At 61.1% G+C, this 21,651-nt stretch carries 23 protein-coding genes; 22 read left to right on the top strand and 1 reads right to left on the bottom strand.

Annotation, left to right across the window (positions count from 1 at the left end; genetic code table 11):
• The first annotated feature begins 137 nt into the window (after positions 1–137).
• The 4 genes from KB879_RS01735 to KB879_RS01720 all read left to right on the top strand — a co-directional run bounded on the left by KB879_RS01735 (position 138) and on the right by KB879_RS01720 (position 2,094).
• Positions 138–431, top strand: coding sequence for a hypothetical protein (locus KB879_RS01735; protein ID WP_211980626.1), 294 nt, complete (start codon positions 138–140; stop codon positions 429–431).
• A 9-nt stretch (positions 432–440) separates the two neighbouring features.
• Positions 441–950: a ParB N-terminal domain-containing protein gene (locus KB879_RS01730; RefSeq protein ID WP_211980625.1), complete on the top strand. Its 510-nt coding sequence runs from the start codon at positions 441–443 to the stop codon at positions 948–950.
• The gene (locus KB879_RS01725; protein WP_211980624.1) at positions 898–1,599 is read left to right on the top strand and encodes a protein Mom; all 702 of its coding nucleotides are present in this window, start codon (positions 898–900) and stop codon (positions 1,597–1,599) included. The genes KB879_RS01730 and KB879_RS01725 overlap by 53 nt, the downstream gene beginning before the upstream one ends.
• 138 nt (positions 1,600–1,737) lie before the next feature.
• On the top strand, positions 1,738–2,094 hold the full coding sequence (locus KB879_RS01720) for a phage terminase small subunit P27 family (protein ID WP_249221238.1): 357 nt from the start codon (positions 1,738–1,740) through the stop codon (positions 2,092–2,094).
• 171 nt (positions 2,095–2,265) lie between these two features.
• Here KB879_RS01720 and KB879_RS01715 read toward each other — a convergent pair whose 3' ends face one another.
• A complete protein-coding gene (locus KB879_RS01715; RefSeq protein WP_211980622.1) occupies positions 2,266–3,279 on the bottom strand; it encodes a YaaC family protein in 1,014 nt (337 codons plus the stop codon).
• A gap of 258 nt (positions 3,280–3,537) precedes the next feature.
• Between KB879_RS01715 and KB879_RS01710 the strand changes: the two genes are divergently transcribed.
• The 18 genes from KB879_RS01710 to KB879_RS01625 all read left to right on the top strand — a co-directional run bounded on the left by KB879_RS01710 (position 3,538) and on the right by KB879_RS01625 (position 21,650).
• Positions 3,538–5,241, top strand: a complete 1,704-nt coding sequence (locus KB879_RS01710; RefSeq protein WP_211980621.1) for a terminase large subunit — start codon at positions 3,538–3,540, stop codon at positions 5,239–5,241.
• Complete coding sequence (locus tag KB879_RS01705; RefSeq protein WP_172583286.1) at positions 5,238–5,393, top strand: hypothetical protein; 156 nt, start codon at positions 5,238–5,240, stop codon at positions 5,391–5,393. The genes KB879_RS01710 and KB879_RS01705 overlap by 4 nt, the downstream gene beginning before the upstream one ends.
• A 4-nt stretch (positions 5,394–5,397) precedes the next feature.
• Positions 5,398–6,945: a phage portal protein gene (locus KB879_RS01700; RefSeq protein WP_211980620.1), complete on the top strand. Its 1,548-nt coding sequence runs from the start codon at positions 5,398–5,400 to the stop codon at positions 6,943–6,945.
• The gene (locus KB879_RS01695; protein ID WP_211980619.1) at positions 6,942–7,868 is read left to right on the top strand and encodes a S49 family peptidase; all 927 of its coding nucleotides are present in this window, start codon (positions 6,942–6,944) and stop codon (positions 7,866–7,868) included. The genes KB879_RS01700 and KB879_RS01695 overlap by 4 nt, the downstream gene beginning before the upstream one ends.
• Before the next feature lie 104 nt (positions 7,869–7,972).
• Positions 7,973–9,265, top strand: a complete 1,293-nt coding sequence (locus KB879_RS01690; RefSeq protein ID WP_211980618.1) for a phage major capsid protein — start codon at positions 7,973–7,975, stop codon at positions 9,263–9,265.
• Positions 9,266–9,291: 26 nt separating this feature from the next.
• Complete coding sequence (locus KB879_RS01685) at positions 9,292–9,726, top strand: hypothetical protein (RefSeq protein WP_211980617.1); 435 nt, start codon at positions 9,292–9,294, stop codon at positions 9,724–9,726.
• A 52-nt stretch (positions 9,727–9,778) separates the two neighbouring features.
• The gene (locus KB879_RS01680; protein ID WP_211980616.1) at positions 9,779–10,627 is read left to right on the top strand and encodes a phage head-tail connector protein; all 849 of its coding nucleotides are present in this window, start codon (positions 9,779–9,781) and stop codon (positions 10,625–10,627) included.
• Positions 10,624–10,977 carry a phage head closure protein gene (locus tag KB879_RS01675; protein WP_183282317.1) on the top strand — a complete coding sequence of 118 codons (354 nt, stop codon included), beginning with the start codon at positions 10,624–10,626 and terminating at the stop codon, positions 10,975–10,977. The genes KB879_RS01680 and KB879_RS01675 overlap by 4 nt, the downstream gene beginning before the upstream one ends.
• Positions 10,967–11,566 (top strand): HK97-gp10 family putative phage morphogenesis protein, encoded by a 600-nt coding sequence (locus KB879_RS01670; protein ID WP_211980615.1) that lies wholly within the window; start codon positions 10,967–10,969, stop codon positions 11,564–11,566. Before KB879_RS01675 ends, KB879_RS01670 begins: the two co-directional genes overlap by 11 nt.
• A gap of 28 nt (positions 11,567–11,594) precedes the next feature.
• Positions 11,595–11,882 carry a DUF3168 domain-containing protein gene (locus tag KB879_RS01665; protein WP_249221237.1) on the top strand — a complete coding sequence of 96 codons (288 nt, stop codon included), beginning with the start codon at positions 11,595–11,597 and terminating at the stop codon, positions 11,880–11,882.
• A 62-nt stretch (positions 11,883–11,944) separates the two neighbouring features.
• Entirely contained in the window at positions 11,945–12,580 is a 636-nt protein-coding gene (locus KB879_RS01660; protein WP_211980614.1) for a phage tail tube protein, read from the top strand.
• Between the two features lie 10 nt (positions 12,581–12,590).
• A complete protein-coding gene (locus tag KB879_RS01655) occupies positions 12,591–12,947 on the top strand; it encodes a hypothetical protein (RefSeq protein WP_211980613.1) in 357 nt (118 codons plus the stop codon).
• Positions 12,948–12,997: 50 nt separating this feature from the next.
• Positions 12,998–13,279 carry a DUF4035 domain-containing protein gene (locus KB879_RS39200; RefSeq protein WP_249221236.1) on the top strand — a complete coding sequence of 94 codons (282 nt, stop codon included), beginning with the start codon at positions 12,998–13,000 and terminating at the stop codon, positions 13,277–13,279.
• Between the two features lie 2 nt (positions 13,280–13,281).
• The gene (locus KB879_RS01645) at positions 13,282–16,047 is read left to right on the top strand and encodes a phage tail length tape measure family protein (protein ID WP_211980612.1); all 2,766 of its coding nucleotides are present in this window, start codon (positions 13,282–13,284) and stop codon (positions 16,045–16,047) included.
• A 2-nt stretch (positions 16,048–16,049) separates the two neighbouring features.
• Positions 16,050–16,922, top strand: a complete 873-nt coding sequence (locus KB879_RS39195; protein ID WP_249221235.1) for a DUF2460 domain-containing protein — start codon at positions 16,050–16,052, stop codon at positions 16,920–16,922.
• A gap of 2 nt (positions 16,923–16,924) precedes the next feature.
• On the top strand, positions 16,925–18,016 hold the full coding sequence (locus KB879_RS01635) for a DUF2163 domain-containing protein (protein ID WP_211980611.1): 1,092 nt from the start codon (positions 16,925–16,927) through the stop codon (positions 18,014–18,016).
• The gene (locus KB879_RS01630) at positions 18,013–18,426 is read left to right on the top strand and encodes a peptidase P60 (RefSeq protein ID WP_211980610.1); all 414 of its coding nucleotides are present in this window, start codon (positions 18,013–18,015) and stop codon (positions 18,424–18,426) included. Before KB879_RS01635 ends, KB879_RS01630 begins: the two co-directional genes overlap by 4 nt.
• Positions 18,426–21,650 (top strand): phage tail protein, encoded by a 3,225-nt coding sequence (locus KB879_RS01625; protein WP_211980609.1) that lies wholly within the window; start codon positions 18,426–18,428, stop codon positions 21,648–21,650. The genes KB879_RS01630 and KB879_RS01625 overlap by 1 nt, the downstream gene beginning before the upstream one ends.
• Position 21,651 lies beyond the last annotated feature (1 nt).

Genomic DNA, 21,651 nt, shown 5'->3' with positions numbered 1-21,651 from the left:
GCGGGCGATCTCTGCATGTTGCAGGGCGGTGATCGCGCGTGAGCTGCAATTTTTACGGTCGCGTTATTGATATCGGGGGAGCCGGATTCGCCACTTCCGGCGGCTTTCGCACCTTTTGCACCTTGGAGCTTGAGACCATGAGCTATTCATTCAACGTTAGGGCCGCGAACAAGGCCGACGCAATTGCCGCAGTCGAAGTCGAGTTCGACAAGGTCGTCGCGGGCCAACCGGTACACGCGCGCGACCGCGCCGCAGTGCTTGCCAATGCGTACGCCGTCATTGACCTACTCGGCGACGACGACACGAAGGACATTTCGGTTACCTGCGGCGGGTACGTGAGCTGGCAGACTGCCGAACCGCCAGAATCGGTGCCGCTGTCGAGCGCCTCGATTACCGCCAGCGCCGGCACCATCAGCCGCGACGCGAACTAAGGCGCGACGATGAGCAAGCGGGATGCACTCACGGTCGAGTACCGGCCAATCGAAGCGCTGATTCCCTACGCCCGCAACGCGCGCACGCATAGCGAGGCGCAGATAGCGCAGATTGCCGGCAGCCTGCGCGAGTTCGGCTGGACTAACCCGGTGCTGGTCGACGGCGACGGCACCATCATTGCCGGCCATGGGCGCGTGCTCGCAGCTCGTCAGCTCGGCGAAGCCCGCATTCCTGTTATCTCGCTCGCGCATCTCTCCGAAGCGCAGCGCCGCGCCTACGTGCTCGCAGACAACAAGCTCGCCGAGCAAGCAGGCTGGGATAAAGACCTGCTTAGCCTTGAGCTGGCAGACCTTAGTACGCAGGGCTTCGACTTGACCGTCATCGGCTTCAAGCCGGAAGAGATAGAGGAAGCGCTCGTCGGTCGCGACTTCGGGCCGGGCAGCGAAGACGAACAGGGCAAGCTAGATGCCAAAAAGCAATGCACCTGCCCCAATTGCGGCCACGAATTCACCCCTTGAGCTGCGCCTCGACTGGTGCACCCATGAGGCGGCGAAGTATGCCGTAGAAACGTGGCATTACAGCCACCGCATGCCGATGCCGCCGCTCGTCAAGGTTGGCGTCTGGGAGCGCGGCAAGTTTATCGGCTGCGTGCTGTTCGCGCGGGGCGCCTCGCCGCACCTCGGCAGGCCGTACGGGCTGACGCCGTTTGAAGTGTGCGAGCTGGTGCGAATCGCGCTCACGAAGCATGAGACGCCGGTAAGCCGCATCGTCGCCATTGCGATCAAGTTTCTACGAAAGAACAGCCCGAATCTGCGGCTTATCGTGTCGTTCGCCGATACGCGGCAGGGGCACCACGGCGGCATCTATCAGGCCGGCAACTGGATATACGCGGGGCGCTCGGCAGTTTGCCGCGAGTTCTACCACGAAGGCAGGTGGAAACATAACCGCGAGGTGAGCGGCGGCGCGTTCGGCGGCTCGCGCCGGGTCGCGGACCCTTCGAAGCTGCCGCAGCGCAAGTCCGAAGGGAAATACCGCTATCTGCTGCCGCTCGACAAAGAGATGCGGCTCCGCCTGGAACACTTAGCGCTGCCGTACCCGAAGCGCAGCGAACCGATTACGCGTGACAAGCAAGCGATGGCCGGGTCCACCGGTACAGCGGAGGGGTAGCGCCTACCGTCACGCTCCATCACAGAGGCAATCATGAGAGGACGCAAACCGACACCGACCGCGCTCAAGCTCGTTCGGGGAAATCCCGGCAGGCGCCCATTGCCAGAGACTGAACCGCAGCCGGACGCCGGCGCGGCCATGCCAGAGTGGCTGTCGCCCGAAGCGGCGAAGCACTGGCCCATGATCGCGCGGCAGCTCGATGACGCGGGCGTGCTGACTGAGATGGACGCGCAAGCGCTCGCGCTGTACTGCGAGGCGTTCGCGCGCTGGAAAGACGCAAACGAGCAGGTCGTCAAGTACGGCGCCGTGGTGAAGGCGCCTAGCGGCTACCCGGTGCAATCGCCGTTTCTAGCTATCGCCAACAAGGCGTTCGAGCAAATGACGAAGTTACTCGTTGAATTCGGGATGACGCCGTCGAGTCGGTCGCGCGTGACCGGGGCGGCAAAGAAACCGGATAAGAACCCGTTTTCTGACCTCGTCAAAAACAACCGCTGAGGCCAGAAATGATGCCGCTGCTGGCTTTGTTCATGTGGGGATGGGTGATGCTGATGGCAGCAATCTGCGCGCCCCGTAGGCGGGAAAAAAAGATTCATCGCCGATCTTCGGAGTTGACTGAGGGCAGGCGCAATTAGTAGCGACCAGAATGGGCGCCACGGGATTGCCCCATTACCGCTCTTTGTCGAGCATGAAATCCAATACCAGCCGCGGATACTCATTTTCAATCGCATCAATGGCGGCTGCGATTGTCGGCAATGCGGCATCGCCAATCTGACTCCTTACGAGCGCTGTCCACTTTGTTGGGAAATACCGCACGAGCATGCCTAGCACGTAGGAGAGCAGGAACAGGGTGGCTACGCTGGAGAGGTTTGAACCTTTCGGATATCGGCGAGTTAGCCAGACATCGCCAATGTTCCAATGACTGGCAAAGTCGGTCATTCCAGGCATCACTTTCTGGTCGTTCGGGCCACGGTACGCAAAGAAGTCGGGACTTTCGCTATGAAACGAGTACCCGCTGTTCTGAAACATTGCATCAGAGAAATCTCGCGTGATGTGCGGCAGATAAGCGAACCGAAGGACCTTAAACATAACCTCGTTAGATTCGTTCAAGACCTGCATTTGAAAATTGCAGCACGCGGAGGTGGCCTGCCATCGGCGATAGTGGTCTTGCAATGCAGGCAGCCGAGCTAAGATTTCTCCCAACGTGTACTGTGACTGCGGCGTTATCGGCGGGTTGTGGTGATGGTAGTTCACTCCAGAGTTATTGTGTCTCAGAAGAGAGCGATGGCCCGTGGCCTGAACGAGATCGAGAAAAGAGCCGGTCTGATTTACCTCCACAGCGAGCACTGAAAAATCAGGGTTATCCTTGCTCAGCTCGTCGTTCCAACTCTTGACTGAAAGTCCATGGGCTGGTGCCAAGGCAGCTTCTCGTAGCCCCCGTGTCAATGCCAACGTCATACCCCGCGAAATACTGACAATCCCGTAGTACAACAGCAGTGGCTTCACCGTCTGTTCAGCTTCGCGAGCGGCAGCGAAGTACGAACGCGAGTGCGAAAAAGCCGCAGCTATTTCTCGGGCGTGTGCGGTGCTAGGCGTGCGTCCGTGTCGCTCGAAATAATCATTTTTGACCAGCTCGAATGACTCGTAATTTTTTAGCGTTTCCCAGCGCTTTGCTTGGCTCATAGAGGACGCTCCACAATTCCGACGCCACACAAGGTGTCCAAAAACGCCGTTCTTCTGTCCATAGTTCGGTGGGTTGTTTGTTCGCTGAAGAGCCGTCGAGTATGACACACGGCGTGCCCCAACGCATCCCATGCTTCATGCGTCGCCGCGTCTACTGGATCCCAATGTTGGCGCATCCTGCAGGCAACACAAACAACTAGTACCCCACTCACCGGCCAGGTCTAGAACGATCTTTCATGGCCGTATATTCAACTGCAAATGCCTACTCGTTGCCCCCATGTAGATAAGGCGCACAAGTACGCGCGCGACGTGGTCGCGGGAAAGATTCCCGCCGGCAAATACGTGCGGCTCGCGTGCGCCCGTCACCTGGGCGACTTGGAAAAGGCGTGCAGCTCGTCGCGCTATCCGTACATGTTCGACGCGGCGGCCGGCGAGCGTATCTGCGCGTTCGCTGAGCAATTGCCGCACACCAAAGGCAAGTGGGCCGCTCAGCGTCAGAAAATCGCGTTGCAGGGCTGGCAATGCTTCGTGCTCGCGGTGCCCTTCGGCTGGGTGCGCAAGAAAGACGGGATGCGGCGCTTCCGCGAGATTTACGACGAGATACCACGTAAGAACGGGAAGTCAGTCATCGGCGCTGTGATTGGGTTGTACATGCTGACATGCGACAACGAGTTCGGCGCGGAGGTGTATAGCGGCGCGACGACCGAGAAACAGGCATGGGAAGTTTTCAAGCCGGCGCGGCTCATGATCGAGCGCACGCCAGAGCTGAGGGAAGCTGCGCAGCTCGACCTGTGGGCCAAAGCCATCGTTTGCGACGCTGACGGCTCGAAGTTCGAACCGCTGATTGGCAAGCCGGGTGATGGTGCATCGCCGTCGTGCGCGATTATTGACGAGTTCCACGAGCACGACACGCCCGACCTTATCGACACGATGCAGACCGGCATGGGCGCGCGCGAACAGCCGCTAACGGTCATCATCACGACGAGCGGCTACAACATCGGCGGCCCCTGCTACGACAAGCACTTAGAGCTTAAGCGCGTGCTCGACGGCGTCATTGAGAACGACGAGCTTTTCGGCATCATCTTTTCGATTGACGAGGGCGACGACTGGGCCGACCCGAAGGTCTTGCGCAAGGCGAATCCGAATTTCGGCGTCTCTGTGTTCGAAGACTTTTTGCTCATGCAGCAGCGGCGCGCAGTCATGAACCCGATTGGGGCGAACCGCTTCAAGACGAAGCACCTCAACGTCTGGTGCTCAGCGCGCGCAGCGTGGATGAATATGCAGCAATGGCAGCTATGCGCCGACCCGCTGCTAACGATTGACGAGTTTGCCGGCGATGACTGCTGGTTCATTCTCGACCTCGCAAGCAAGAACGATATTTGCGCATTCGTGCAACTCTTCCGCCGCAAGCTCAACGGCCTAGATCATTACTACGCATTCGGGCGCTACTACCTGCCCGAAGACACCATCGAAGAGAACAAGCTCAATCAGCACATGTACCTCAAGTGGGTTGCACAGGGGTACTTAACGGCTACTGATGGCGCCGAAATCGACTTCGACATGATCCGCGAAGACGTGCGGGACATGTCGAAGCGGTTCGCGGTGAAAGAGGTCATCTATGACCCTTGGCGCGCGACGCAGCTCGCGCACCAGCTAGCGAAAGACGGTGCGACCGTTGTCGAGTATCGGCAGACGGTGCAGAACATGTCGCCTGGCATGAAGGAAATCGGCGCCGCTGTGAAGGCCGGTCGCTTTCATCACGACGGTAACCCGGTCCTCAATTGGATGATGGCTAACGTCGTCGCCAAAGAGGATGCGAAGGAAAACATCTATCCGCGCAAGGAAAAGCCCGAAAACAAGATCGACGGCCCGGTGGCTCTCATCATGGGCGCCGGTCGCGCCATCGTCGGTACCGAGCTTTACCCGGTCATGCCGGACAACTACTCGATGAGCTTTCTATGACTGCCATTACCTATAACCTCGCGCTGGCTATCGGCCTCGCGCTGGTCGGTGCAGGCGTCGCGCTCGTCAGTGTGCCCGCCGCACTGACAACAGTCGGGGCGCTCGTCATTGCCTTGACCATCTTCGGCGCTGCAATGGCGCGTAGGAAATAGCTAAATGTTCCTCTCCATTCGTGCCGAGGCCAGCGAAAACGGGGACCGCTCGCCGTGGGGCAATTTCTGGTTTGAGCCGGTTCCCTCACGCGTTGGCGGCCCCATTACCAGCGAGTCGGCGCTACAGCTCACGGCTGTTTATGCATGCGTGCGCGTGCTCGCTGAGGGCGTTTCGACTCTGCCTTTCATGCTGTACCGCGAGGGTGACGACGGCGCGAAGGAACGCATGCGCGAGCACTGGCTTTATCGGCTGTTCGCGCGCCGGCCCAACTCGTTTCAGAACCCAATGGAGTTCCGCGAAATGATGCAGGGGCATCTAGCCTTGCGGGGCAATGCCTATGCGCACATCGTCAGCGACCGTCGCGGCGACGTTACGGACCTCATTCCGATGCACCCCGACCGCACGACCATTGAAATGCTGTCGGACACGAATTGGCGGTTTCGGTATCGCCAGCTCGACGGCACCGAACTTGTATTGACGCGCGGCGAAGTCTTCCATGTGCGCGGCCTGAGCGGCGACGGTGTCTGCGGTTACAGCCCGATTCAGTGCGCGCGCAAAGCACTGTCTGCCGGCATCGCGGCGCAAGACTACGGGATGCGGTTTTTCCTGAACGACGCGCGCCCGCCGGGCTGGATCGAGTACCCCGGCCAGTTCAAAGACGACGAACAGCGGCGCCTGTTCCGCGAACGCTATCAGGATCAGCAAAGCGGGTTGAACCGGCACAAGGTCGCGATCTTTGATCTAGGTATGAAGTTTCATGAGGTCAAAGTCAGCAACGATGACGCGCAGTTCATAGAGACGCGGAAGTTCTCTATCAGCGAGATTGCGCGGCTGTTCCGCGTGCCGCCGCACATGATCGGCGACCTAGAGCGCGCGACGTTCTCGAACATCGAGCAACAGGCGTTGGAGTACGTCACGAACACCCTGCGGCCTTGGCTGGTGCGCTGGGAGGAAGCGATTCGCTACACCTTTCTTGAAGAGGACACCGACCTTAATGTCGAGTTTCCCGTAACGGCGCTGCTTCGCGGCGACGCGCAAGCGCGTTCGACTTACTACCACAACGGGATTCTTGATGGGTGGATGACGCGCAATGAGGCGCGCGTGATGGAGTCGCTTAACCCGCTCGAAGGGCTGGACGAGCCGCTTCGCCCGCTAAACATGGTCGAAGAGAGCGAAGCCGAAGACTTGCCCGACCAGACAGGCCAGCAGCCGAACGAGCCGCCAGCGACCGAGCCGCCCGACCAGGTGCAGCCAGACCCCGACGCGCGGCTCGTTGCGCTGTCGACAGCGACCGCAGCGCGTGTCGCGCGTAAAGAAATGGCGATGCTGGAAACGCTCATCGGGCCGACGTTCTATGAGCGCGCACCCGATGCATATGCGAAGCATGCGAAGTTCGTCGCAGCAGCGCTTAACGTCCCTGTCGAATCTGCCGTTGCTTATTGCTGCGAACAGCTCGACTACATGAAAGACGTTAAGACGTTCTACAACGGCGAACTTGAAGCGCTCACCGAATCACGCCTTGAACGTCTAGCACTGAGGGGCAAGCTATGAAAAGCGAACTTTTGATTTCCGAGTTCCTTGCTACGCCGTGGGCGCTGATGCCCGAGCGCTTAAGCGCGGCGGCGTCGGTGCTCGCGCGCTGGCATCTCGGCCAGCCGGCGAGCGCCGAAGTGATGGAATCCGTGCGCGCTGACGCTGCCGCCGTGGCGGCGCGGCGTGAGAGCGCGAACCGCGCCGGGAATGGCGCAATCGCCGTCTTGCCGATGTACGGCATCGTGACCCAGCGCGGGAACATGGCCGACGACTTGAGCGGCCCCGGCTCGATGAGCACTGAGCGCTTTGCACAAGCGTTCCGCTCCGCGCTCGCCGATGACACGGTCGGCGGCATCCTGATTGACGTGGATAGCCCCGGCGGCAGCGTGTACGGCGTGCAAGAGCTTGCCGACGAGATTTACCGCGCCCGCTCACAAAAGCCAATCACCGCCATTGCGAACAGCCTCGCCGCGAGCGCTGCGTACTGGCTCGCATCGCCCGCCGGCGAATTCTTCATTACTCCAGGTGGCGAGGCTGGCTCGATCGGTGTCTATGCCGCGCATGAGGACTACTCGAAAGCGCTCGACGCAATGGGCGTGAAGACGACGCTTGTGTCGGCAGGCAAGTACAAGACAGAAGGCAATCCATACGCGCCGCTTGACGACGCAGCGCGCACAGCAATGCAGGAGCGTGTCGACGGCTATTACGGCGCCTTTACGCGCGCTGTAGCGCGTAATCGCGGCGTGACGGTGCAAGTCGTGCGCGAAGGCATGGGCCAAGGCCGCGTGCTGAGCGCGAACGCGGCGCGAACCGAAAACATGGTCGACGGCGTCGCCACTTTTGACGAAGTCGTCCGCCGCATGGCGAAGGCCATCGGCAGCGGCAGCAAGACGCGCGCGACGGCGCTCGCACGCCGCGAAATCGACCTGTTAGGCATGTAACGAATTGCCCCCTATGGGGCGACACCTCCCGGCCCTTTGGCCGAAACCAGCGCAGTACACAGAACCCGCCGAGTGCGGGTTTTTTCATTTCTGGAGCCAGCATCATGAATAAGAAACTCCGCGCCCTGCTGCAACGCAAGGCACAGGCTGTCGCCGAAGCTCGCAAGCTGGTTGACGCCGCAGCCGCCGACGAGCGCGACCTCAACGAAGAGGAAGCGAAGCAATACGACGAGCTGCGCGCGCAAATCGACAGCCTCAGCGCGCAGATTTCCCGCGAGGAATCGCTTATCGAAGCTGAACGCAGCGTTGCCGTCATCCCGGCGGCTGATGACGCACGCGTGACCGTCGAAGAGAACGTCGAGCAAGACCCGCGCCGTGGCTTTCAGAGCTTCGGCGAGTTCGCAAGTGTGGTCCGCGCCGCCTCGCGCGGCGGCAGCATTCCCGACCGTCGTCTGCTGATTGGCGCGGCAGCGCCCGGCACCTACGCGAACGAAGCGAGCGGCGCCGATGGCGGCTATCTCATCCCTCCCGAATTCGCCAGCAGCATCTTTACGCTGTCGCTCGAAGACGATGCCCTGCTGCCGCTGACCGACAATGTCAACGTTCGGGGCAACGGGATGACTTTCCCGAAGGACGAGTCGACGCCGTGGGGCACTGACGGCGTGCAAGCCTACTGGCAAGCCGAAGCGTCGGTCGCGACTGCGACGAAACCGAAATTCAGTGTCGACAGCATGCGGCTGCATAAGCTCATGGCACTGGTGCCGGTTACTGACGAGCTGCTGGAAGACACCAGCGCGTTGCAGTCGTACCTGCCCGGCCTGATGGCGCGCTCGATCCGCTGGAAGACGAACGAGTCGCTTCTCTTCGGCAGCGGTGCCGGTCAGCCGCAAGGCGCGTTCGCGGGTTCTGCCGCTGTGGTCGTGGCGAAGGAATCCGGTCAGGCCGCGTCGACGGTGCAGCTCGCGAACATCACGAAGATGATCGCCCGCCTTCCACCTGGTAGCTTCCCGAAATCGCTGTGGCTCATCACGCCCGACGCGCTGCCGGCGCTGTTCGGTCTGACGCTCGGCAATTACCCGATCTATCTGCCGGTGTCTGCCGGCGCTCAAGGCTCGCCGTACGGCACGCTCATGGGGCGCCCCATCACTGTGAGCCAGCACGCCGCCGCGTTCAGCTCGCAGGGCGATATCGCGCTGGTTGATATGAGCTACTACCGGACGCTCACGAAAGCAGGCGGCGTGCAGATGGCAACGTCGATGCATCTCTACTTCGACGCCGACGCAACCGCGTTCCGCGCAACGTTCCGCGTGGACGGCCAGCCGAAGATTTCGGCAGCGATTGTGCAGGCGAAGGGTAGCAATACGCTTTCGCCGTTCATCCAGCTCGGCGCCCGCTAACCCGCTTCATTTGGGAGAAACCAGCCATGTTTACCAAACCTACCGAGTATCAGGCGGTTATCGGCACGATTGACCCTGCCTCGCAGGGCGCCGGCGCCGCCACTACCGCATGGGTGTCTGCCGACGACTACCACGCCTTTCTGGCGCTTGTGGCGGTCGGCGCATTCGGTGCGAGCGCAACCGTCGACGCCAAGATTCAGCAGGCGAAGGACAGTTCGGGCACCGGCGCGAAGGACGTTAGCGGCAAGTCCATCACGCAGCTTGCAGCCGGCGGCGGTAACAACCGCCAAGCGCTCATCAACTTCCTGCCGCAAGACCTCGACGTTAATAACGGCTTCTCCTTCGTTCGCCTTTCGGTGACCGTGGGGACCGCAGCGTCGCTCACTGCTGGCGTGCTGCTGGGTGTCGGCGCGCGTCAGGGTCCGCCGAGCGCGGCGGCCAGCGTCGCGCAGATCGTTTAACGCGGAAGCGCAGCAGAGAGAGGGCCGGGGCCAAAAGCCCCGGCTTTTTTGTATGCCCGAAATCCTTGTGCAAGCGCCAAGCGGCGAGCCGATCAACCTCGCCGACGCGAAGCTGCATTTGCGCGTTACAGACGACGGCCAAGACGCGATTATCCGCAGCATGCTTGCCGGCGCTCGTCAGGCAGCAGAACAGAAGACGCGGCAGCAGCTCTTACACGCGCGCTATCAGTACATCATTGACCGCTTTCCCGTTCCAGGTGCGGCACCGGCGGCTTGTGGCGTCGTGTCTATCCCGCCGAGCGCAATCGTTCTGCCGCGCGCGCCTGTGGTCGACGTGGTCAAAGTCGAATACCTCGACATGGCCGGCGAGCTGCAAACGCTCGACGCGAGTGTCTACACAGTCCAGAACGCTATGCTGCCGGGCATCATCACGCCGCGCTTTGGCGAAATCTGGCCCGTAGCGCGCCCGGAGAGCGGCGCAGTACGCGTGACCTATAACGCGGGCTACGCGTCGCCTGTGAGCGTCGTAGCGGCGTCGTCTGGCACATTCAGGATTAGCGGCCCGGTTTCTTATCCGGTCGGCGCTGTGGTGCAGTTCTACAACTCCGGCGGCGCACTGCCTGCCGGGTTGCAAGCGCAAACGAACTACCTCATCGGCTCAGCGATGGCAAGCGTCTACACGCTGACTGACCTTGAAGGGGTGCCGGTCGTCTTCACCGACAACGGCAGCGGCTCGAACTTTATCGGCGTCGTGCCCGAAGGCCTGCGTAACTGGATTCTGATTCGGCTCGGCTCGCTGTACGAGAACCGCGAGGAAGTCGCGTTTCTGACTCGCGGCGGCATCAAAGAATTGCCGTTCATTGATGGCCTGCTGGACCCCTACCGGATTTCCCTGCCATGACAGCGCGCATACGGGCTGGCACCCTGAATCGGCTCATCACGATTCAGCAGCGCGGCACATCGCAAGACGGGTTCGGGCAACAGGTCACGACCTGGACTGACGTAAAGAAAGTCTATGCGTACGTCGAGCCTCTGGCCGGGAATGAGCGCATCGCCGCTATGTCGGTGTCGACCGAAGTGTCTCACCGCATCACCGTGCGTTACGACGCGATATTCGCCGACCCGCGTGTCGTCGCTGCGTATCGCGTGGTCTACGGCGCCCGCACTTTCAATATTCAGGCGTCAATGAACCTTGACGAAGCCAATCGCACGATTGAGCTGTTGGCGGCAGAGGGGATGAATGATGGCTGACCAGTACGTTAAAGGTCTGCGCGAGCTAAACGACGCGCTAAACGCGCTGCCGCAGAACATCGCAAAGAACATCCTTCGCGGCGCTGTGAATGCCGGCGCCGCTGTCATTCGCAAAGAGGCGGCGCTCCGCGCGCCGGTGTATCAGCCCGGCAAGTACGGCGCACCTGACGAGCGCGTCGACCCCGGTCGGCTAAAGCGTGCCATCTATCAGACGCATGCGCCCGAGCGCTCTAGCGCCATCGTGCAAACGGTGCTGGTCGGTGTTCGTCAAGGCAAAGACCAGCGCGCAAAGCGGCGCGGTAAGCGTGTCATGAACCTTGACGCCCATTACGCGAAATGGGTCGAGTTCGGGCACTGGTACGTACCGCCGCGCACGACCGGCACACGCAAGGCGCATCGCGCGAAGTACGCAGCGCCGCCGGGCCGCTTTATCCCGGCGCAGCCGTTCATGCGGCCTGCATTTGAAGCGAAGAAAAACGCGGCGATTCAGGCCATCGAGCAATACCTACGCGAGCGCATCCCGCGCGAGGCGAGCAAGCTGGGCATTACCTATGCCGTCGATACAGGAACAGCTAACCACGCTGCTTAGTGGCGTTGCGTCTGGCGGAATCTTCCCGATGACCGCCGCGCAGAACGCCGCGCCGCCGTACCTGGTCTATCAGCGCGTCGCCGAGACCGTCGAGAACACCCTCGCCGGCAATGGCACTCCGCCGATTGCTAATACCCGCTTCCAGATTGACGTGTGGGCGAACACCTATGCACAGGCTGTCGCCCTCGCTGGAAGCGTTCGCGCGCTCATGCATGCATGGGCTGTACAGAACGTGCTCAACCTCGAAAACGACGAATACGAGCCAGACGTAATGCTCTATCGCGTCGTGCTCGATTACTCAGTCTGGCACTACTAAGCATCACCCCGCCCCCCTTGGCCCGTCTCGTGCGGGCCGTTCTTTTTTTGGAGCAAAGCGAAATGCCAACCACCGCTATTTCCTCGCAAGGCTCGACGCTTCAAGTATCGAGCGGCAACGGCGCTGCCAAGAACATCACCGGCATTGCGCTTGGCAATCCGACCATCCTCACCGCCGCCGCGCACGGCTTCAATAACGGCGATGTGGTGACGCTGGCCGGCATCGGCGGCACGACCGTGCTCAACGGCTTGCAGCTCGTCGTTAAGAACAAGACGACGAACACTTTCGCCGTTGACGTTGATACGACCGGCGGCGCCGCGTACACGAGCGGCGGCACAGCCACGCCTGTTGCATGGCTGGGTATCGGCAACTTCAAGACCATCAAAGGCTTCGACGGCAAGAATGCGAAGCTCGACGCGACGAACCTGTCGAGCACTGCGAAAGAGTTCCGCATTGGCCTCTTTGACCCCGGCTCGTTCGGCTTCGATGTGGACGTGGACGCGACCGACCCCGGCCAAGTGGCGTTGCAGGAGTACAAGGCTGCCGCGACGCTCGCCAATTACAAGCTGACCTTGCCGAACGGCAAGACGGCGACGTTCTCGGGCTTCGTTGAAACGTTCCCGTGGGATGGCGGCGTCGACAAGATCGTTTCGGCGAGCGTGAATATCATCATCACCGGTCCTGTGACCTATGCGTAAGGGGCGTTCCATGCTGAGCAAAGAGCAAATCCTCACCGCAGACGATATCAAGACCGAAACCGTCGACGTTCCCGAGTGGGGCGGCTCGGTCATCATTCGGATGATGAGCGGGACAGCGCGCGACGCATACGAGGCAAGTATGGTCGGCTTCAAGAACGGGCAGCGCGTCGCAGACCTGACGAACATGCGCGCGAAGCTCGTCGCGGCGACGCTGGTCGATGAGAGCGGCGAACCACTCTTCACCAGCGAAGCGGAGATTGCAGCGCTGGCCGCAAAAAGCGCCACTGCCCTGGAACGCTTGTTTAAGGTCGCGCAGCGCATCAACGGCCTCGGCAATGACAGCGTAGAGGAAGCGCAAAAAAACTAGAGCGCCGCCCCGAGCGGCGTTTCTATTTTCGTCTCGCGCTCGCGCTCGGCATGACCGTAAGGCAATTGCTCGCCGTGATCGACAGCGCCGAACTTGCCGAGTGGATGGCGTTCGACCGCATCGACCCGTTCGGCGAGGGTCGCGCCGATTTGCGCGCCGGCATTATCGCGTCCGCTGCGGCGAATCATGGTTCTGTGGCGCTGCCAGAGCCTTACCAGCCGTCGCACTTCATGCCGTTCCTGCCGCGTGAGCCTGACAAACCGGTCTTGCTTGACGACCCGCAAAAGCAATCCGCGCTGATTCTTACTGCCGTCTTCGGGCGAAAGGTCTAGCTATGTCCCTCGGTTCTCTCATCATTGAGCTGCAGGCGAACGTCGCGCGCCTTGATACCGACATGGGCGCGGCTGAGAGCGTCGTCGCCAATCGGGTCAAGCGCATTGAGTCACAGATTGCGCAAATCTCGCGCGCGGTCGAAGCCGGCGGCGCGGCGAACGCTTCGCAATTTGCCGACCGCATGCGCAATGCCGAAGTGGCTTTCGGGCGTGTCGGCGTATCGGCAGCGCAAGCGGCAAACGCCATGCGCATGGTGCCGGCGCAGATGACGGACATAGTCACGCAGCTTGCCGGCGGTCAGAATCCGCTGTTGGTGCTTACGCAGCAAGGCGGGCAACTGAAAGACATGTTTGGCGGCATCGGGCCAGCTATCAAGGGCGTAGGCACCTACATTGCCGCGCTACTTACGCCGGTCAATCTCGCGATTGCGGCAGTCGGCGGGCTAGCGTTCGCGATGTACAAGGGTCATGCAGAGGCGGAGGCTTTCAGCAAGTCGCTATTGCTAACCGGCAACTATGCCGGGATGACTGCGGACTCTTTTAATGACATGTCGAAGCGCGTCGCCGAGTCGACGCAGTCGACTGTCGGCGCATCGCGCGAAGCAATACAGGCGCTGGTTTCGACCGGCGCCTTTACGCGGCAGCAGATGAGCGCCGCCGCCGAAGGCATCATTGCCTATGCCCGCGTCAGCGGCGAGAAGGTCGAAGACGTAGCGAAAGACTACGCAAAGATGACTGATGGTGTCGCCAAGTGGGCGGCAGAGCATAACCGCAGCATGCACTACATGACTGCGGCGACGTACGACCGCATCAAGGCACTTGAAGACGCCGGGCGCACTGAGCAGGCGCTGATGCTCAACCTTGAAGCGCTGCATAACCGATTCGCCGACGTGTCGAAAGAAAAGCTCGGCGTCATCGAGCGTATGTGGCTCGGGGTCAAGGCAGCGATTAGCGGCACCTGGGAGGCGATGAAAGCCATCGGTCGACCCGAGACTACAGGCGACCGAATCGAAGCGCTAGAGCGCCAGCGTGCGGCAGCACAGCGCCGCTTTGACACTGCCGGCACCAATGCAACTGTCTGGACGCGCGAGAACGAGCAAGAGCTAGCGAACTTGCGCGAGATGCAGCGGCTAGAGAACTCGCAAGCGTCGCGGCAGGCGTCGATTGCGCGCCAGCAGTCAGCGGCAATTAAGGCGGCCGATGATCTTGAAAAGCTGCGCGTGCAGTTCGACAAGTCATACGCGAAACAGAAGGAAATCACGAAGCTACAGCAAGACTTTTCAGCGCTCGCAGTCGCTAACCCGAACTCGCCCATGCTTAAGGGCGTCAAGGTCAGCGGCAGCGAGGAAACCGGGTTCAAGTTCTCTGGCGGCGCGTATGACAAAGCGCTCGCCGGCATCAATGACCGTTTCAAGGACACGAAAGCAGCGGGCATCGACAAGGCGAATCTGGACGCGCAGCTTCGCCCCATTGAAGACGCCATTAAGCGCGAAGACGATTTGCTCAAGCAGCGTGAGCGCATGCTGGCGAATCACTACCGCGCCGACATGATTTCATCGGCGGACTACTATCAAGGCCAGCGCAATGCGATTGAAGAGCACATCGCCAAAGTGCGCGCGAACTATGAGCAAGAGATAGCGCTCACGCAGCAGTACGCGCAGCGTGCCGGCGATGCGAAGACACGCATTGACGCCACCACCAAGGCGAAAGAGCTTGAGGACAGGATGAACCGCGCCATCGCGGAAAGCCTGTCAAAGCTCAACGAGCTGACGCCGCAACAGGCGCGCGACACCGAAGCCTATCGGATTGAAGTCGAGAAGCTGAATAGCGAACTCGCGAAGCTGCAAGGCCGTCTTGGCGAGAATGCCGCCGCCACGTTTGACCGCGCCCATGCCAGGCTATCGCAGCAGGCTTTTTTGCGCGGCGACGACAAGACTGCCGCCGACATTGATCGCGCCCGGCAGCTCACCATCGCGCAGGGCGAGCTAAACGAACAAAAGGCACTGGCGCAGCAGGTCATCGACCGCCTGAACATCGCGCAGGATGGCTACGCTGTACGCGCGCAAACAGGCGCGATGAATGAAATGGAAGCGCTCGCGCGTACGAGCGTTGCGCGCCAGAACGCTGCGCGCGAACTCGGCGCCATCGCTGACAAGATGACGGAAATCGCGATGCAGTCGGGCGACCCCAAGATGCTGCAATTCGCGCAACAGTTCGACATTCAGGTTAAGCAGCTCGAAGCCAGCGCGGACGTGCTCTCTACCAAGCTCAGCGAAGCATTCTCGGGCGGCTTCGCGACGATGCTTACCGACATGGTTAATCACACGAAGTCGCTCAAGGACGCCGTGAACGACTTCGCCGGCAGCATCACCCGCACGCTGACGCAGCTTGCCGCGAACGCCTTTGCGAAACAGCTATTCCAGACGAAGGGCGCAGACGGCTCCGACTCATGGATAGGGACTGCTGTCTCGTTCATTTCGAAGATGTGGGGCGGCGGCATGGCCGATGGTGGCGACGTGCGGCCCGGCCATTTCTACGAAGTCGCGGAGAACGGCCCCGAGCTGCTGAACGTCGCGAACCGCACGTTTCTGATTGCCGGCCAGCAAGGCGGCACCGTCGTACCGATGCAAGCCGGCGGCGGCGGTGGCCGCCAGTCAATTTTTAACATGCACATCAACGTACCGCCGGGCACGACGCGGCAAAGCGCGCAGCAGCAGGCAGCGGCAATCATGCGTCACGCGTCGATTTCGCAAGCGAGGAACACCTAAACATGGCTTTCCTTGAATCCCCCCGTTTTCCCGACAACATCGCGTTCGGCGCGACTGTCGGGCCGGCTTATATGACGGTCGTTACGCCGGTGCACTCGGGCCGGGAATCGCGCGCTATCGCATGGACGCAACCCCGCTGCCATTTCGAAGTGGGCCGCCGCCTGATGAGCGTCGCCGACACTGCCGCCATCGACGCGTTCTTTCGCGTCATGAAAGGCCGCGCGCACGGCTTCCGCATCAAGGACTGGACTGACTACAGCGTGACGACTGCAAACGGCGTCATTGCGTCGACGGTCACGCCGGGCGTCTTTCAGCTCAGCAAGGCATACGTTAGCGGCGCCCTCAGTGAGCTGCGCACCATCACAAAGCCTGTCGTCGGCACTGCGCAGCTCTTCCGCAATGCGGCGCCGGTGACTGCTGGCGGTGGCGCCGGCCAATATTCGCTCGACACCTCAACCGGCCTCGTGACGTTCGGCGCCGACGCGTCGCAGAACATCACCGGCTTTACACCTGGTGCAGTGACGGTGCTTAGCTTCGGGGCGGCGCTCACTGGCGCAGCCGTTGGCAAGTACGTCGGCGTGAGCAGCGTTAGCGGCACGCTAGGCACGACGCTAAACGGCAAGCTGTGGCAAATCACAGCGGTCGGCACGAATCAAATAACCATCGCGGCGAACACTACCGGCAACACCGGCACCGGTGGCGCGGCGAAACTCTATCCGCAAAGCTCGGACGTGCTGACGTGGGCGGGCCAGTTCGACGTGCCTGTTCGCTTCGATATTGACGAGATGAAAAAGCAAATCGTGGACCGTAGCGGCTCCAACGGCGAGCTACTTGTCGATTGGGGTTCAGTCCCGATCATCGAAATCCGGGTCTAGTCATGCGCTCGATATCTGCCCCGCTCGCCGCGCATCTTGCCGGCGACGTGCAGACCATTTGCACGCTGTGGAAAGTCACGCGGCGGGATGGTCAGGTATTCGGCTTTACCGATCTTGACCGCGATGTGACCTATAGCGGTCTGACGTACACGTCGACAGGCGGCTATACGCATTCGCAAGTCGAAACGAGTTCGGACCTGTCGACCGGCAATCTTGAACTCTCCGCGATCTTTGAGCTAAGCCCCGTAACGAAAGTCGACCTTGAGGCAGGCGTGTGGGATTACGCCACGGTCTCTATTTCGCTCGTCAACTACGCCGATTTGAGCATGGGCGAGGCCGTGCTCGCGTCTGGCGTCTTGGGGCAGGTGACGCTGCTTAACGGGCAGTATCGCGTTGAAATTCGGTCGCTCTCGCAACTGATGCAGCAGCCATCGGGCGAACTCTACGGCGCGAGCTGTCGCGCAACACTCGGCGATTCACGCTGCAAAGTCGCGCTCGGGCCGCTGACTGCTAGCGGCACTGTCGACACGGTCACGGACGCCTACACCTGGGCGGACCCGAGCCTGACGCAGACCGGCCCGACCGTCGACTTTGCCGACACGACAGGCCGCACGATTCCCACGACGGCGCCGTACACGATCAAAGTCGTGCCGCCGACTGGCGGCGCTTTCGTTGCGAACTTGAGCGTAAAGGACGCGGCAGGCTCGGCATGGACACAAGTCGCCGGCTCGCCCGGCAGCAAGCAATACAGCGTGGCCGGCGACGGTACTTACACGTTCAATAGTGGCGACGCGACGAAACAGCTTTTCCTCTCGTACAGCTATTCAATCGGTTACTTCGCATACGGCAAGGTGACATTCACCAGCGGCGATAACGCCGGGTACAGCGCAGAGGTAAAGGCGTTCGCGCCGGGCTTCGTTACTGTCGCCCTGCCGTTTCCGTTCCCGGTCGAGCCGGGGGATACCTACACCATCAGCGCCGGTTGCGACCGCACTTTCGGCACCTGTAAGAACCGCTTTAACAACGTCGTCAACTTTCGCGGCGAGCCGTATGTACCCGGCCTCGACACGATCCTGCGCCCGCAAAGCAAATGATTACGCGCGACCAGTTCGTCGGCGAGGCTCGCACATGGCTACACACGCCGTGGCAGCATCAAGGCCGCCTTAAAGGTCTTGCGTGTGATTGCGTCGGCCTCGTCTTGGGAACAGCGCGCGCGCTCGGCCTGATCGACTTTGACTTCACGAACTATGAGCGCCGGCCAGATGGGGTCTCGCTGCGTGAGCACTGCAATCGGCTGATGCAGCCGATACCGGTCGCGGTGGCTGGCCCCGCTGATGTGCTGCTGTTCGCCTGGAATAACAGCCCGATCCACCTCGCAATAGTGACCGGGCAAGACACGATTATTCACGCGTTCGCGATCAATAGGCGCGTGATCGAGCATCGCATAGACGAGCGCTGGCGCGTGCAGATTGCCGCCGCTTATCACATCGCTGGGGTTGAATAATGGGTCAGGTCGGGCAGCTCGCGCTAGGCGTCGTCGGCGCCGTCATCGGCGGGGTTGTCAGCTATGGCAACCCGATGGCTATTCAAGCCGGCTTTATGATCGGCGCTGCAATCGGCGGCGTAGTCTTTCCTCCGAAGACGCCAGCGCCGCGCATCAATGATTTGCGCCTGCAAGACAGCGCATACGGGAAATTTATCCCGCGCGTGTACGGCCTGTTTCGTGTCGGGGGCAATTTGATTTGGGCGGGCCAGCCGTCGCAGCACACCTCCGGCGGCAAGGGCGCCGGCGGCAAGGGTCCGCAGCAATCCACAGTAACGATGAGCTTTGCCATCGGCCTATGTGAAGGGCCGATTTCTGGCGTGCGTCGCATCTGGGCTAACGGCAAACTGATTTACGACATTTCGAACCCGTCGAACTTCGAAGCCATCAGCGGCAGCAATCAGATGGTGGACAACTTCAAGGTCTACAACGGCGACGAAACGCAATTGCCTGACCCGACGATGGAGTCGGCACTAGGCATCGGCAACGTGCCGGCACATCGGGGCTTGGCCTACGTGGTCTTCAATGAACTCGACTTGTCACCGTGGGGCAGCTATCTGCCGTCATTCTCGTTCGAAGTCATAACGAACGTCGCGCCCACTTACACCGGCGCGACCATGTCGACGTACACGCAGACGCCGGGGCAGGACATGGGCCAGATAAGCGGCCTGACGCCGCAGGGCGCAACGTTCATGAGCCTCGGCTACTGGACGAACTACTCAGGCCTCTACGTCGGCCAGCTCACGCCGTACGGCAGCAGCTTTACGAATCCATTCAGCTACACGGCGAGACTGACGCCCACGAACGCGCCGAACTGGGTTGCAGAGGCTGGGGGCTGGGCCGACGAACCCGGCATGCTCTGCCCTGACTCCGTGTACGGCGTATGGGGCTGGTACAAGCCAGACGGCACGGTCATGCTCGGCGCCGCCGGTCTGCCGAGCTGGGTCGCCGGCACCGGGCGCAACTACATCAAGAGCGGCGTCTGGCTTTACGCTACTTGCGCGATTGCCGGCCCCGATTGGCCGATTGTCAAATGCTCGCTCATGCCTACAGACTCGGACGGTTTTGCGCTCGCCGGGCAGACTGGGCAAATCGTCGCGTCGACAGCTCCGACGTATTGCGTGCTTCTGTTGGGCGTCACGTCGGCGTATCTGTACGCCGTAGACGTGAGCGCAGAAACGACGCGCGGCAGCATCTATCAGTTTGACGCGAATACTCTCGCGCTGGTCAATACATGGCCCGGCTCTGGACTGGATAGCACACGGCTCGGCTTCTCGTCTGCTGGGCACGTTGTGGACGACCGGCATATCTACATGTACGGCGGCAGTCGGCTTTACGTCTTTGATGCCGTGGCCGGCGTGATAACCAAACTTGCCGACGGTGTCACCGGTCTACCTTTTGCACCGAGCATGATGCAAGTCGTATCACCGGGCTTTATCCTGTTCGGCTACGGGGGGGACTCGGACGCATCTTTCAGCTACCTGCAATTGGGCTACGCGACCACGACGGACGCGTCGATACCACTGTCGACCGTCGTCGCGGATATCTGCGCGCGGGCTGGTCTTTCGCCATCGCAATACGATGTGGCCCAGTTGACTGACCGTGTCATCGGCTACGCCATCACGACGAACGCGACGCCGCGCGACAACTTGGCCGCGCTCATGGCGGCGTATTTCTTCGACGTTACGGACTCGGACGGCAAACTTAAGTTCGTCAAGCGCGGCGGCGCTGCGGTCGGCACGTTCGCGTATGCCGACCTTGGCGCGTCGACTGCTATCGGCGACGACACCAACAGCACGCCGATTGAAGTCATTCGCCTGCAAGAAATCGACCTGCCGAAGTCGCTCGCGCTGACGTACATCGGCGCGCATTCGGACTACCACCCCGGCACGCAAACGGCATTCCGCACGACAACGCTCTCGAACAAGGAAAGCGCGGCGAATCTGGCGGTTGTCCTCACGGACGATCAAGCCATGCAGAAAGCGCAATCGCTGCTGTGGGCGACGTGGCTTGCGCGCGAGCAATTCACCTTCCAGACGCGGCTTGGCTATCTCAAGTACGAGCCGAACGACGTTGTAACGCTTGAAGGCGACGGCGTCAGCCACACCGTGCGCCTGACTTCGGTCAGCTATGACGGTCAAGGCGTCTTGAAATGGGGCGCAGTGTCGGAGCTGCCGGCGGTCTACATATCGACCGCAGTCGGTGCGCCGCCGGCAGGCTTCACGCCGCAACCGATCGCATACGCCGGCGCTACAGCGCTCGCTGTGCTCGACGTGCCGCCGCTGCGCGATCAAGACGCCACGCCGGGCCTGTACCTGGGCGCTTGCGGTTACGCCGATTCGTGGCCGGGGTGCATTGTCGAAATCTCGCGCGACGGCTTGAGCTTTACTGACCTCGTCGCGATATCGCAGGCGTCGGTGATTGGCACAGTTTTAGGCGTGCTGCCGAACTTCACCGGCGGCAACCAGCCCGACGAGCTGAGCACGGTAACGGTTAGCGTGCTGTCTGGCTCGCTGTCGTCGGTCACTTATGCGAACTTCCTCGCTGGCGCGAACGCCGCCATCATTGGCGACGAGATTGTCTTTTTCCGCAATGCGACGCTGACTTCGGCGAAAACATACCAGCTAAGCGGCCTCCTGCGTGGCGTCGCGGGTACTGAATGGGCGATGACGACGCACGGCAACGGCGACAGATTCGTCCTTCTTGACCCGAGCAAGATCGTAGCCGCCGCCATCAATTCGAGCGACCTTGGCACGACGCTTTACTTTGAGGCGCGGCTAGCGAACATCAACGGCACGCAACCCGGCCCGAAACAAACGCTAGTGCCGGTCAATGAGCGCGTGCAGCCGCTCGCGCCTGTCATGTTCCGCGCGCTGAAAGGCTCAGCAGCGAGTACGTCCGACATTTCGCTCTTTTGGACGCGACGCGCTCGCGTCAATGCATCGTGGCGCAACGGCACCGACGTGCCGCTCGACCAGCAAACGGAAAGCTACACGCTCACGATCAAGAGCGGCTCAACGGTCAAGCGCACCGTCATTGTGACGGCTGCACAAACCTACGTGTACACAGCAGCAAACATCACTGCCGATGGGTTTAGCTCCGGCAACACCATCAGCTTTTCGATTTACCAGAACAGTGACTTAGGCGTGGTTGGTCGTGCCGCCACGGCGTCTATCGTGAGGTGAT

This window comes from Cupriavidus sp. KK10, from assembly GCF_018223725.1.
Classification (GTDB): Bacteria; Pseudomonadota; Gammaproteobacteria; order Burkholderiales; family Burkholderiaceae; genus Cupriavidus; species Cupriavidus necator.
Note: the sequence above shows the minus strand (reverse complement) of the source record. Positions and strands in the feature narration are given on the sequence as shown.